This is a genomic window from Bacillus cereus group sp. TH152-1LC (genome assembly GCF_027710505.1).
GTDB lineage: Bacteria > Bacillota > Bacilli > Bacillales > Bacillaceae_G > Bacillus_A > Bacillus_A mobilis.
In genome coordinates this window covers 23673-36551 of record NZ_JAQFNK010000017.1, presented here as the reverse complement: position 1 = coordinate 36551, position 12879 = coordinate 23673, and the positions used below count along the sequence as shown (strand labels likewise).

The window sequence follows — 12879 nt, the reverse complement described above, 5'->3', positions numbered from 1 at the left end:
AGTTGAGGACTTAAATAAAATAATGGGAGGACAAAATGCTTATTATTACATATATTTCGGTCTGTATATTGTTTTTAGTTAGCTTTTTACATGTTTACTGGGCTTTCGGAGGTAGTTGGGCGACCAATAGTGTCATTCCAACAAAAGCTGGAGAAAAGGCGTTTACACCAGGTACAGGGATGACATTGTTCATTGCGTTATTATTAAGTATGGCAGCAATAATTTTATTACAACAAACGAATGTTGTTCATTTGGCATTTCCTAATATTATTGTTCAAATGGGATCCTGGATTTGTATGATTGTATTTTTCATAAGAGTAATTGGTGAGTTTCATTATTTTGGTATCTTTAAAAGAAAAAAGGATACGCAATTTGCAAGAATGGATACTGTTTTATATATACCACTTTGTGCTTTTTTATCTTTATCATTCTTACTAGCAATAATATCGTGAACAGAAAATAGTACCTGCTTTCTTTAAAATAAACGTGAATTAGCAAGGAGTAAAAGTGAGAAATCTAGTAGGAAATAAAAAGGATGTAAGCGTCTTCTTATCGAAGTATAGATTATTATGAAAGGCGGTGACACTATGAAGTATGTAAAAGTATGTATGAATGGCGGAAGCGAACACAAATTCTCGATGACTTTAGATCGGTTTGAAGAACTTATTACTACAGAGAATGGACTATTAGAAAATAAATTAGTTAGTATTGAAAATGTAATGATTAATCCTACTAATATATCTTCTGTAGTTGAAAAAATTGGTGTACCGGCTAAGTTTATGGAAGCTTAAAAATTGGTACATAAAAAACATCCATAGGGATGTTTTTTTATTTATAAATATGATAATTGTACAATGAATATATGAGCAGGATTTTTAGCAATACGTATACATTTGATGTGTAATAGGTGCACAATAAAATAAGTACAAGCATATAGTATTAAGTAGGACAAGACCTTCGTGTCCTACTTAATACTCAGAAAAAACCTCTATCACATGAGAGCATCCAATTGCAGGGTGCTCTTTTTTTATCCAGCTCTTTAACTTTCAATTTTAAACATATCTTTGATGTTAATAAATATTAAAAATAATATAATAGCAAAAATTAAGTTAGATAAATAGAAATTTTGATGAAATAGTAATTCGAAGATGACATGGAAAACATATAATAAGGCGGTGGTAGGTAATATACAAATAAATATAAATCTCCAATTTTTCAGATAATGTTTATAAGTAGTAAATACTTTATCCATACATATAGCTCCTGTGTTTTTTATTTTCTATATAATTATACATTTAAATAAAAGGATTTACAAAAAGTTATTTAGCTATTAAAAATATTATTTAGCTGTAGCAATCTAAATAATAAATGTTTTTACTTAAAAAAACTTTTAAAGAGCGATACTAAAATGATAAACTATAATCTATGTTAGTTTTGAAATGAATAGAGGGATTTACATGATAGATAAAATTAAAAATGCTGTAGATGATATGTACGAAGATGAAGCAAAACATTTACTTCAAAGTATTCTAATACAATTAGATGTATTAGACGGGAATTATAACGAAGATATGATAAAAAATTTAACGAGTATTCCTAAGCAATTGACAAGTCATGCGACTCAGGAAAAGAACGTAAGAGAAAGTATACACATTCATATCGCCTTTGATGATTCAACAGCTGGCTGTTTAAAATATATGTTGAAACAGGAAGGATTACTTGAGGAGAGTGTAGTTTCATTCTCTGAATTCTTTTCAATTGGGCCTGTTCATCAATTACATACAAATGAAGGTCAATTAGCAAGAAAAGAGTGGTTATTAAATAACTTAACTTCTTATGATTGTTATTTTGAAGAAGAGTATTTACCAAAATTTAAGGAAACTTTAGAAGTTCTACATTCAATTCCAAATGAAACACCAATTACCATTTGGAAGGCAGATAACGCACATGAACATGTAGGCTTAAGTTTTGTAATTGCACAATTAAAAGATAAGAAAAACATTCGCGTTATGAATACGTCTGAAGCAAGTAAAGAAATATTAAAACAAGAATATGATATTCGTGGAACTGGAGAGTTAGCACCTGAAAGTTTAGCTCTAATTCAAAAAAGTTTTGTAGAATTGCCATATTTAACTGTAGAGAAACGTATGCAGTTTGAACATGAGTGGGATAGTCTATCGAAAAGTACGGAGTTTTTAAGAGTTTGGAAAGAGAATGAAGTGCGTTCGGTACAGGAAGATTATTTTGATCAATTTATTATTGAATGCGCGAAAAGTATAGGTGCTGATCGAGAATTTCTAAAAGCCCCTAGAGTAATTGGTGAAGCACTTGGTCTTGTAGAGCAATTAGTTGGCGATACTTTTTTAGAATATCATTTAAGGCAATTAATTAAAAAAGAAGTATTTGAATTTGAAGGTTCATTAGAAGAAATGCGTTTTTATAGTGTGAAATTAAGAAAATAATACATCTATTCCGTTTATGAAGAAGCTCGTATTTTTAAAATACGAGCTTTATTTTTTTGTTGAATTTAGGCTATACATAAGCTTCCTATAGTGCGCATATCACATATGAATGTTAAAGGTACTGAATGAAAAGTAGGTGAGTTGTTAATATGTATAATCAGCAAAATTATTCATATGATCAAGGGATGTATTATAATCCACAAAACTACGGGTATGAACCTGTAAATGAAGTGAGAGATATGGAACAAGAAGATTATAGACCAGATGATGCGGAAGATGCTCCAACGTCACCACCACCATCTCAAGCTCCATCGTTACCATCGACATTTGCTTCGCCAGCACAGCCAGGAAATATGAAATCCTGGATGTGTAACTGTCTAGGAAGATGGGGCTATTTACGTTTGCATCGTCCTGGACCTTTCGGAAGGGACTTATGGTTCTTCCCAACTGAAGTGAGGAGAAATGGGGTTTCAGGTTACACTTGGCAAGGTGGTCGCCGTCGTAAAGTAAGTTATCGCTATCAACAAATTAGTAATTTCATGTGTTTTGCGTAAATAAGAGTGAGAGAGTAGAAGGATTTTACTCTCTCACTTTTTTATTTTTCAATATAAGAAGTAAGATTTTGATTAAAAATTTACAATTTTCACGTTTTTATTAGAGTATAATGCAACTGTTGGTTCGTTTTCAAAAAAATGAGAGTGAGGGGATACAATGTCAATGAAAAACAAAGTTGGGCAAAGAATAGAGGATGGTATTAATTTAGCTTCAGCGCAGTTTAAAGAAGATGCTTATGAAATTTATAAAGAATCGCGAAAAATACAACCTATATTATTTGTAAATGAAGTTGAACTTGGTAAAGAATGGCTCATTACAAGATATGAAGATGCTCTGCCACTTTTAAAAGATAATCGTTTGAAAAAAGATATGACAAATGTGTTTCCTCAAGATACAACGAACATGTATCTTTCCGTTGACAATAGTGATCATTTAACAACTCACATGTTAAATTCAGATCCACCTAATCACAGTCGTTTACGATCTTTAGTTCAAAAAGCTTTTACACCGAAGATGATTACACAATTAGACGGGAGAATTCAGAGAATAGCGGATGATTTAATAAGTGAGATAGAGCGAAAAGGCACTTTAAATCTTGTGGATGATTATTCGTTCCCTTTACCGATTATTGTAATAAGTGAAATGCTTGGTATTCCAAAAGAAGATCAAGCAAAATTTAGAATTTGGTCTCATGCTGTTATTGCATCGCCAGAAACACCTGAAGAAATAAAAGAAACGGAAAAACAACTATCTGAGTTTATTACATATCTTCAATATATAGTTGATGTAAAACGAAAAGATCCAAAAGAAGATTTGGTTAGTGCGCTAATACTTGCAGAAAATGAAGGACATAAACTTAGTGCTCCAGAGCTATATTCAATGATAATGCTATTAATCGTAGCAGGACATGAGACAACAGTGAATTTAATTACGAATACGGTATTAGCACTTCTTGAAAATCCAGATCAATTACAGTTATTAAAAGATAACCCAAAATTAATCGATTCTGCAATTGAAGAAGGATTGCGTTATTATTCTCCAGTTGAGGTTACAACTGCAAGATGGGCAGCTGAGCCTTTTCAAATTCACGAACAAACAATCCAAAAAGGGGATATGGTTGTCATTGCATTAGCTTCGGCAAACCGCGATGAAACAGTATTTGAAAACCCAGAAGTATTTGATATTACTCGGGAAAATAATCGTCACATTGCCTTTGGACATGGTAGCCATTTCTGCTTAGGCGCTCCACTTGCTAGGTTGGAGGCGAAGATTGCTATTACTACTTTGATTAATCGGATGCCTGAATTACAAATAAAAGGGAATCGTGAAGATGTTAAATGGCAGGGGAATTATTTAATGCGTTCTTTAGAGGAATTACCATTAACATTCTAGAATATTTATTTTTAGACATGCATACATAGAAAATGATTTACATAGAGTATGTATGTGTTATTTAAATTCGAAACGGAAGGGTGAACACATCCCAATGATCAACTAATTCTATTTGTAAGAGATCTTCGTTAAAAAACGAAATATTCTTCTGAATAGGATTAGTCTGTACATTTATAGAAAAGGGATGTATTTCGCTCTGCGAATATATAGTCTTTTTATATGATTTGTGCTGCCTCCTGTTCAGAACATGAAATAGGGGGCTTTTTTATGTCGACAAATGTAGTAACGAAACAAAATAATGGGGTATCACAAGTATTGAAAAATAGATTTGTACAGGGAATTTTAGCATCAGCATTATTTTTACAAGTAGGGATATGGGTTCGAAACTTTGCGGTATTACTGTATGTAATGGAAATGACGAAGGGTGATGCTTTTGCTATTTCGATGATTTCAGTTGCAGAGTTTGCTCCAATTTTCATCTTTTCTTTTATTGGCGGAACGTTTGCTGATAGATGGAAGCCAAAGAAGACAATGATATGGTGTGAGACTTTAAGTTCTATTTCAGTATTCGCTGTATTAATTACACTTATGTTTGGTACGTGGAAAATTGTATTTTTTGTCACGCTTATTTCTGCAATCCTTTCACAGTTTTCTCAGCCATCTGGCATGAAATTGTTTAAACAACATTTATCGGCGGAACAGATCCAATTAGCAATGTCTATATATCAAACAATATTTGCGATTTTTATGGTATTAGGACCGATTCTTGGAACATTTATCTTTCATAGTTTTGGAATTTATATTTCAATCATCATAACAGGTATCGCTTTTTTACTAGCAGCTGTTGTGTTGTTATTTCTTCCGAAAGATATTGAGAATGATAATGAGAAGAAAGAAATCACGCTACTACAGGAGATGCTTGATGGTATTAAATATGTGAAAAAGAAAAAAGCATTAACTTTGCTAGGACTTTGTTTTATGGCGGCAGGACTAGGTATAGGGTTGATTCAGCCATTAGGTATATTTATCGTAACTGAGCAGTTAGGTTTATCAAAAGAGAGTTTACAATGGTTACTAACAGTAAATGGTGCAGGAATGATTGTTGGCGGTGCTTTAGCGATGGTATTTGCGAAGAACGTTGCTCCGCAAAAGATGTTAATTATAGGGATGCTCGGTCAGGCGATCGGCATTGGTATAATAGGTTATTCGACAAATTTATGGGTGACACTTACAGCACAACTTTTTAGTGGGTTAGCTCTTCCATGTATCCAAATAGGTATTAATACGCTTATTATTCAAAATAGCGATACTGATTTTATTGGTCGTGTAAATGGTATATTAAGTCCACTATTCACCGGTTCAATGGTAGTAACGATGAGTATTGCTGGTTCATTAAAAGAAGTATTCTCATTAAGTACGATGTATGAGGGCACAGCGTTACTATTTATTATTGGATTATTATTTATTTTACCTATATACAATTTAAAGCCAGTAATAGCGGTAGAAAGTGAAATAAATGGTAAAGGAAGTGCTGTACAACATGAATCCTAATCCAAATGTTAAATATCCTATTGAAGGAAATCAAAATGTCCATTTTATAAAAAATACAATAACAAAAGCTAATATACTCATTGGAGACTATTCATATTATGATGCGAAAGATGGAGAAACATTTGAAGATCGTGTATTACATCATTATGAATTTCTTGGAGATCGCCTTATACTTGGAAAGTTTTGTTGTATTGCAAATGGAGTTACCTTTATTATGAACGGAGCGAATCATCGGATGGATGGATTTTCGGCATATCCATTTAATATATTTGGGAATGGGTGGGAGAAGTATACACCTAATTTGTCTGATTTACCTTACAAAGGTGATACAGTTATAGGCAATGACGTATGGATTGGTATGGATACAACGATTATGCCTGGAATAAAAATAGGGGATGGTGCAATCATTGCAGCTAAATCTGTTGTGACTAGAGACGTCGAGTCATATACAATTGTTGGCGGAAACCCTGCAAATAAAATAAAGGAACGATTTACAAAAACAATAATAGAAGAATTATTGCAAATTCAATGGTGGCATTTTGACATTAATAAAATAACTGAAAATATAGATGCGATTGTACAAGGAGATATTGAATCATTAAGAAAGCTAAAAAGGGAATAAAAAATGCAGTCTAAAGAGTATCATACCTCCGAATTTTGTTAATGATAATAGAACAAGGAGGTGTGATACTATGGCACAAGACGTTTTATGTGAAGTAAACAACTGTAAATTCTGGGCTAACGGCAATAAATGTAGTGCAGATGCAATTTATGTAGTAAGTAATAAAGGGAAACATGCATCAACTACTGAAGAAACAGATTGCAAAACTTTCGATCCAGAAATATAAAATTTTGAAGGGTAGCCAAATCGTGGTTGCCCTTTTCTTAATTATAGTATTGATAATAAATCTCATTTTCATTCATTGTTTTTAACTTTTCTTTTATTTTTTCATATTTTCTTCATAAGTGATGTAATCCAGAGCAATTCATGTTCTATACGTGATTTACTAAATTCAATGACTTCTGTAATAAAAGGTGAGCTAACATGTAAAGATTGAATAGAAGTAAGCTGTTTATGTAGTACGTCTTGGCGTATTGTTAAAATTTCTTTTCTAGCTTCGAAATCAAGTTTTTCAAATAGTGCGATACGCACAAGGAATTCAGCGTTATTTGTCGCAATCTTTTCGGGAAACTCTCTTAACATTTCATAAAAAATTTCTTCTCCTGTTTCAGTTATGTCGTACATATTTCGATTTGGCTTTCCGACTTGTTTATGTATTTTTTTCGTTATAGCACCCATATTTTCGAAACGCCGAAGAGCAGGGTACAGTGTATTATGATTTAATTCGAAATTCTCACCTAACCGATTTTGAACATTTTTCTTTATTTCATATCCATGTTTTGGTCCAGTCGTTAATTCTGCTAGTAATAAAATGTCAACATACATAATAATCCCCCTTGTATATTTCTCAAGTTCTCCAATGAAAAATCCGCTTTAGCATATGTTAAAATAACATATGTTAGATTATACAACTTTGAACTACCGACCTATCACTTTTATTGTAAATGAAAAGGGAGGAAAGAACTATGGCTTCGCCTGAAAATGTGATTTTAGTTCATGAAATTTCAAAGCTGAAAACAAAAGAAGAATTGTGGAATCCGTATGAGTGGTATCAATTTATGAGGGACAATCATCCGGTTCATTATGATGAGGAGCAGGATGTATGGAATGTTTTTTTATACGATGATGTAAATCGAGTTTTATCGGATTATCGCTTATTTTCAAGTAGAAGGGAACGAAGACAATTCTCAATCCCACCTTTAGAAACGAGAATAAATATAAACTCTACTGATCCACCAGAACATCGAAATGTACGTTCTATTGTTTCTAAAGCATTTACTCCAAGAAGTATAGAACAATGGAAACCTCGAATACAGTCTATCGCAAATGAACTTGTACAACATATCGGAAAATATAGTGAGGTTAATATCGTTGAAGAGTTTGCTGCAGCTTTACCTGTTACCGTCATATCTGATTTGTTAGGAGTGCCAACAACTGACCGTAAAAAAATTAAAGAATGGTCTGATATTTTATTTATGCCATATAGTAAAGAAAAATTTAACGATTTGGATGTAGAAAAAGGAATTGCGTTAAATGAATTTAAAACATACCTTCTTCCAATTGTTCAAGAGAAAAGATTTCATTTATCCGACGATATTATTTCAGATTTAATACGAGCTGAATATGAAGACGAAAGATTAACCGATGAAGAAATAGTTACTTTTTCTTTAGGCTTATTAGCGGCAGGTAATGAAACAACTACAAATTTAATTATTAATAGCTTTTATTGTTTTTTAGTGGATTCACCTGGAACATATGAAGAGTTAAGAAAAGAACCTACATTAATTTCAAAAGCGATTGATGAAGTTTTACGCTATCGCTTTCCCGTTACATTAGCTAGAAGAATTACAGAGGATACAAATATATTTGGACCTTTTATGAAAAAGGATCAAATGATTGTTGCATGGGTAAGTGCAGCAAATTTAGATGAGAAAAAGTTTTCACAAACCTCTAAATTTAATTTACACCGAATTGGAAATGAAAAGCATTTAACCTTTGGTAAAGGTCCTCACTTTTGCTTAGGGGCACCACTTGCACGACTAGAAGCTGAGATTGCATTAAGAACTTTTATAAATGCTTTTAAAAAAATAGAGTTATCGTCATCTTTCAATTTAGAAAAATGTATATTGGAAAATGAACAAACTTTGAAATTCTTACCTATTCGCTTGACAACTCAATAACCTAATCAACAAGGTGCAAAATTATTGTACCTTGTTTTTTTATTTCTCAATTGTAAATTTTTGGTGGCCTATTTAATATGGAAGTGTGTGAAAAGAGTAGAGGAGGATGCTTATGTTAACGTGTAATGGAAGTAAAACGTTTCAAACATTTATTAAAGCTGTAACGGATTTAATGGATAGTAATTTGTTAGAAGATCAAATTGTTTGTGCGATTGAAAAATTACTAGAAGAACTTTTAGAAAAGAAAACATGGCTTCCACTAGAAAAACAGAAGGCGAATTCGGCTCAATATGCACGACACCTATTATATGAAGATCCTTTAAAGCGGTTTGAAGTATTAGCTCTTGTATGGAAAGATGGACAATCTACACCTTTACATGATCATGATGGTACATGGGGAGTAGAAGGTGTTTTTACAGGAAGGATAATGGTGCAGAATTTTATACAAACTAAGCAAATTGAAAATTCACTTGTTTATTTAACGCATACAGGAAATCTTTATTTGGGAGAAGGAGAAACAGATACAGTCATTCCACCAGCAGATTGTCATATTCTTGAAATAGCTGAAAACGAAAGCGTTGTCACGATTCATATTTACGGAAAATGTTTAGAAAAGTTTAAAGTATATGTCCCAACTGAAGAAAAAAATGTATACATGTGTGAGACAAAATATATTAGTTATAATTCATAGTTTAAAATCCAAAGCAAAAGCTTTGGATTTTATTTATAATTATTTCTTGACCTGAAACGCTTTTCATAAATTATAAATAAGGAGTACTTCACGAGATCATTATGAAAACGATACCTTTTGTTTAATTGAACTCGTGTATTTAAAGAAAGTGGTGAAGAAATAATGAAATTAATCGCAATTGATTTAGATGGAACTCTTCTTTCAGGGAATAAACTGATTAGTAAAGAGAATGCAGATGCAATTCGAAAATGCCAGGAAGCTGGCCATGTTGTAGCAATTTGTACAGGACGTTCTATCGTTGATATTGAAAGATTGTTGTTAGAAGTTAATTTAGACTGTCCAATTATTGCGGAAAATGGTGCGCTTATATATAAAGATAAAAAAATGATGAAGAGATATCCAATTGAAAATATGCAGGCACTTGAGATTGTAGACTATCTTGAAGAGAATGGCTTATATTATCAGCTTTATACGAATAAAGGTGTATATGTACCAGATTATGGCGTAGAGAGTGTGCGTAATGAGATCGAATATGTGAAGAATTCAAAAGAAAGTTTTGATGTGAAAGAGTTAGAAACGATTGCAGCATTATATCTTGAACATACAGCATTTCATAGTGCAGAAAGTTGTAAACCAATTGTAGAAACTGATATACATGTGCATAAACTTTTACCATTTTCTTATGACATAGAAAAATTAAAAAAGTTAAAAGCAGCGTTTCTGCATAATACTGATTTAGCAATTACATCTTCATATTGGCATAATTTAGAGATTAATCATCGTGATGCCCAAAAAGGAAATGGCTTATATACTTTAGCAGAACATCTGAATATTCCAGTCGAAAATACTGTAGCGATTGGTGATGGGCTAAACGATGTTTCCATGATGGAAAAAGCGAATATATCAATTGCAATGGGGAATGCAGTGGAAGAAATAAAAGCGATGTGTCAATACGAAACCTTATCAAATGAAGAACACGGTGTTGCACATGCCTTATATAAATATGTAATGTAATAAAAAAAAAAGAATCCAAATAGATTCTTTTTTTTTTTATTAGGGGTAAGGTATTCTATGAGGTTCATAGAAGCCTTATTACTTTTAATTATATAGAATATATTGGAATAAATGTTTATATTTTTCATGTTAATTGTGAAAATTTTATGAACTTTATATTTTTTGTATTTTTATACTACTAAAGGTGATGTGTATTACTCTCATATCAAAACCATGTATGAGATGAGTAAATACAAATGGATTAAAAGTTTATTTTTCATGCAAATTCTTTTCTATTTTTAATTGAAAAATAAAATTTGTTCGAATAATTATTCTACAGCTATATACCTATACGTACATTCTTCGTATAATGGAGAAGTATAAATTTTGAATTTGTATTAATTTTACATATTGAGGTGAAAAAGGAATGAATGCGCGGCTAATGGAACTTATTGATGTGAGTACAATAGAAACCATGGCAGAACAGTTTTATAAATTAACCAACATATCACATCAACTTCTTGATGCTGAAAAAGAATGTATATTTTCTTTTGGAATAAATGAGACGAAAATATGTAAACTTCCCAAAATTGAAATCCCCATTTTTATATTCAATCAACATTTAGGATCTTTTGTAGTATGGTCAAACAAAAGCGAAATTTTCAATTGTCAAAAATACTTTGAAATGCTTTCAAATCTAATTATTGATGGAGCAACAAAAGTAATTCAAAGTAAAAATACAACGTTGTTTTCTCGAAAAGAGGAGGAACTACATACGATTTTACAAAACATGCCTGTTATGGTTGATGCGCTTGATTATAATGGAGATTTTGTTTTGTGGAATCGGGAGTGTGAAATTGTAACAGGTTATACGGCTGAAGAAATAATCGGAAATCCAAATGCCCTTCAATTATTGTACCCAGATCATAATTATCGTCACCAAATACAAACGAAATTTTTAACTTGCGGAAAAAATTTCAGGGATTGGGAAATGCGCTTAACATGTAAAAATGGTGAAATCAAAACAATCATGTGGTCCAATATATCAGAACAGTTTCCTGTAACAGGGTATAGCTACTGGGCTGTCGGTGTAGATATTACACATTTAAAAGCGATAGAAGAGCAGTTAAAACAACAAACGTCTGAATTGGAATTAATTTTTAAAGCTTTACCAGATTTATGTTTCTTAACAGAAGATGATGGCACAATTATAGATTATAAAGCAGGATTCCCTTCGAAATTTTACGTACCGGCAGAAGCTTTTATGGGAAAAAAGTTTTTCGAAGTATTACCATCTCCAGTAGCACAGCAGTTTCAGGAAGCAATTCATCAAGTGAAGGAAAAAGGAACGAATGTAATTGTGGAATATCCCCTTACAATTAATGGGAGTATTGATTTCTTTGAAGCTAGATGCTTACCATTATTACATGATAAAATAATGATCATTGTACGTGATATTACAGAGCGGAAAAAGACAGAAGAATTACTAAATAAATCAGACACACTTGCAGCAATCGGTCAATTAGCAGCGGGTGTAGCTCATGAAGTGAGGAATCCATTAACAGTCATAAAAGGGTTTATACAGTTATTCCAAATTAATAAAGAGGATCAAGAAAAATATTTTGATCTAATGCTTTCGGAAATTGAAAGAATAGAGGCGATCCTCCAAGAATTTTTGTCAATTGCTAAAACAGATGAAATGAATACAGAACAAAAAAATATTTATCAAATTTATAAAAATGTCGTATCGTTAATGAATACAAAAGCAATTATGACAAATATTCAAGTCGAATTATATGCAGAATCCAACGATATAAGTATTGAATGCTCAGAAAATCAATTGAAACAAGTATTTATTAATATTTTGCAAAATTCTATCGAAGCTATGCCAAATGGCGGGAAAATTACAATCCACATAAAAGAAATAAACGATGATGGTGTCATTATTCATGTAATTGATGAAGGAATAGGAATACCTGAAGAAAGAATTAAGAGATTAGGTGAGCCTTTTTATAGTACGAAAGAAAAAGGTACCGGTATTGGATTAATGTTAAGTTACAAAATTATTGAAAGTCATCAAGGAAATATAAGTATTATGAGTGAGGTTGGTGTCGGGACAACAGTAACGATTTACTTGCCGAAAATTCAGAGTAAAGAGCATCTATCAAATTGTGATGATAGATGTATATCGATACGTTCTAGCATTCATTCTTAAAAAAATGATTAAATACCCAATGAAAAAAGCTAAACTTTTTCATTGGGTATTTTTATATTTAATTTAGTAAACTTTACCTTTTCTTTACCTTTGTTTTAATTTCTATTAAGTTATTATCGGTATATTAATATTTGTATAAAGTACTGTATATTAAATGTGCATTACATTTAATATATAGATTCTATTATTATGAGGAATACTGTAAGGAGGAGATTATG

Annotated in this window: 14 protein-coding genes; 12 read left to right on the top strand and 2 right to left on the bottom strand. The window is 31.7% G+C overall.

The window, feature by feature from the left end:
* Window positions 1-35: 35 nt before the first annotated feature.
* Complete coding sequence (locus PDL00_RS26205; protein WP_242250549.1) at window positions 36-452, top strand: DUF3995 domain-containing protein; 417 nt, start codon at window positions 36-38, stop codon at window positions 450-452.
* A 135-nt stretch (window positions 453-587) separates the two neighbouring features.
* Window positions 588-791 (top strand): hypothetical protein, encoded by a 204-nt coding sequence (locus PDL00_RS26200; protein ID WP_000878362.1) that lies wholly within the window; start codon window positions 588-590, stop codon window positions 789-791.
* Window positions 792-1039: 248 nt separating this feature from the next.
* Here PDL00_RS26200 and PDL00_RS26195 read toward each other — a convergent pair whose 3' ends face one another.
* Window positions 1040-1252, bottom strand: coding sequence for a hypothetical protein (locus PDL00_RS26195; RefSeq protein ID WP_270732193.1), 213 nt, complete (start codon window positions 1250-1252; stop codon window positions 1040-1042).
* Window positions 1253-1457: 205 nt separating this feature from the next.
* On the opposite strand from PDL00_RS26195, the gene PDL00_RS26190 reads away from it, so the two are divergent.
* The 6 genes from PDL00_RS26190 to PDL00_RS26165 all read left to right on the top strand — a co-directional run bounded on the left by PDL00_RS26190 (window position 1458) and on the right by PDL00_RS26165 (window position 6808).
* Window positions 1458-2462 carry a DUF1835 domain-containing protein gene (locus PDL00_RS26190; protein WP_270732191.1) on the top strand — a complete coding sequence of 335 codons (1005 nt, stop codon included), beginning with the start codon at window positions 1458-1460 and terminating at the stop codon, window positions 2460-2462.
* A 149-nt stretch (window positions 2463-2611) separates the two neighbouring features.
* Window positions 2612-3016 (top strand): hypothetical protein, encoded by a 405-nt coding sequence (locus PDL00_RS26185; RefSeq protein WP_061659363.1) that lies wholly within the window; start codon window positions 2612-2614, stop codon window positions 3014-3016.
* Between the two features lie 157 nt (window positions 3017-3173).
* Window positions 3174-4409: a cytochrome P450 family protein gene (locus PDL00_RS26180; protein ID WP_270732189.1), complete on the top strand. Its 1236-nt coding sequence runs from the start codon at window positions 3174-3176 to the stop codon at window positions 4407-4409.
* 267 nt (window positions 4410-4676) lie between these two features.
* Complete coding sequence (locus tag PDL00_RS26175) at window positions 4677-5960, top strand: MFS transporter (RefSeq protein ID WP_242250554.1); 1284 nt, start codon at window positions 4677-4679, stop codon at window positions 5958-5960.
* Window positions 5950-6582: a Vat family streptogramin A O-acetyltransferase gene (locus PDL00_RS26170; RefSeq protein WP_242250555.1), complete on the top strand. Its 633-nt coding sequence runs from the start codon at window positions 5950-5952 to the stop codon at window positions 6580-6582. Before PDL00_RS26175 ends, PDL00_RS26170 begins: the two co-directional genes overlap by 11 nt.
* Window positions 6583-6652: 70 nt before the next feature.
* A complete protein-coding gene (locus PDL00_RS26165) occupies window positions 6653-6808 on the top strand; it encodes a DUF1540 domain-containing protein (protein ID WP_000046092.1) in 156 nt (51 codons plus the stop codon).
* Window positions 6809-6909: 101 nt separating this feature from the next.
* On the opposite strand, the gene PDL00_RS26160 is transcribed toward PDL00_RS26165, so the two are convergent.
* The gene (locus tag PDL00_RS26160; protein WP_242250556.1) at window positions 6910-7407 is read right to left on the bottom strand and encodes a PadR family transcriptional regulator; all 498 of its coding nucleotides are present in this window, start codon (window positions 7405-7407) and stop codon (window positions 6910-6912) included.
* A gap of 140 nt (window positions 7408-7547) precedes the next feature.
* On the opposite strand from PDL00_RS26160, the gene PDL00_RS26155 reads away from it, so the two are divergent.
* From PDL00_RS26155 to PDL00_RS26140, 4 genes are all read left to right on the top strand, one after another.
* Window positions 7548-8762, top strand: coding sequence for a cytochrome P450 (locus tag PDL00_RS26155; protein WP_270732186.1), 1215 nt, complete (start codon window positions 7548-7550; stop codon window positions 8760-8762).
* A 112-nt stretch (window positions 8763-8874) separates the two neighbouring features.
* Window positions 8875-9453: a cysteine dioxygenase family protein gene (locus tag PDL00_RS26150; RefSeq protein ID WP_270732184.1), complete on the top strand. Its 579-nt coding sequence runs from the start codon at window positions 8875-8877 to the stop codon at window positions 9451-9453.
* A 162-nt stretch (window positions 9454-9615) separates the two neighbouring features.
* Window positions 9616-10467, top strand: coding sequence for a Cof-type HAD-IIB family hydrolase (locus tag PDL00_RS26145; protein WP_270732181.1), 852 nt, complete (start codon window positions 9616-9618; stop codon window positions 10465-10467).
* A gap of 406 nt (window positions 10468-10873) precedes the next feature.
* The gene (locus tag PDL00_RS26140) at window positions 10874-12661 is read left to right on the top strand and encodes a PAS domain-containing sensor histidine kinase (protein ID WP_270732178.1); all 1788 of its coding nucleotides are present in this window, start codon (window positions 10874-10876) and stop codon (window positions 12659-12661) included.
* Window positions 12662-12879 lie beyond the last annotated feature (218 nt).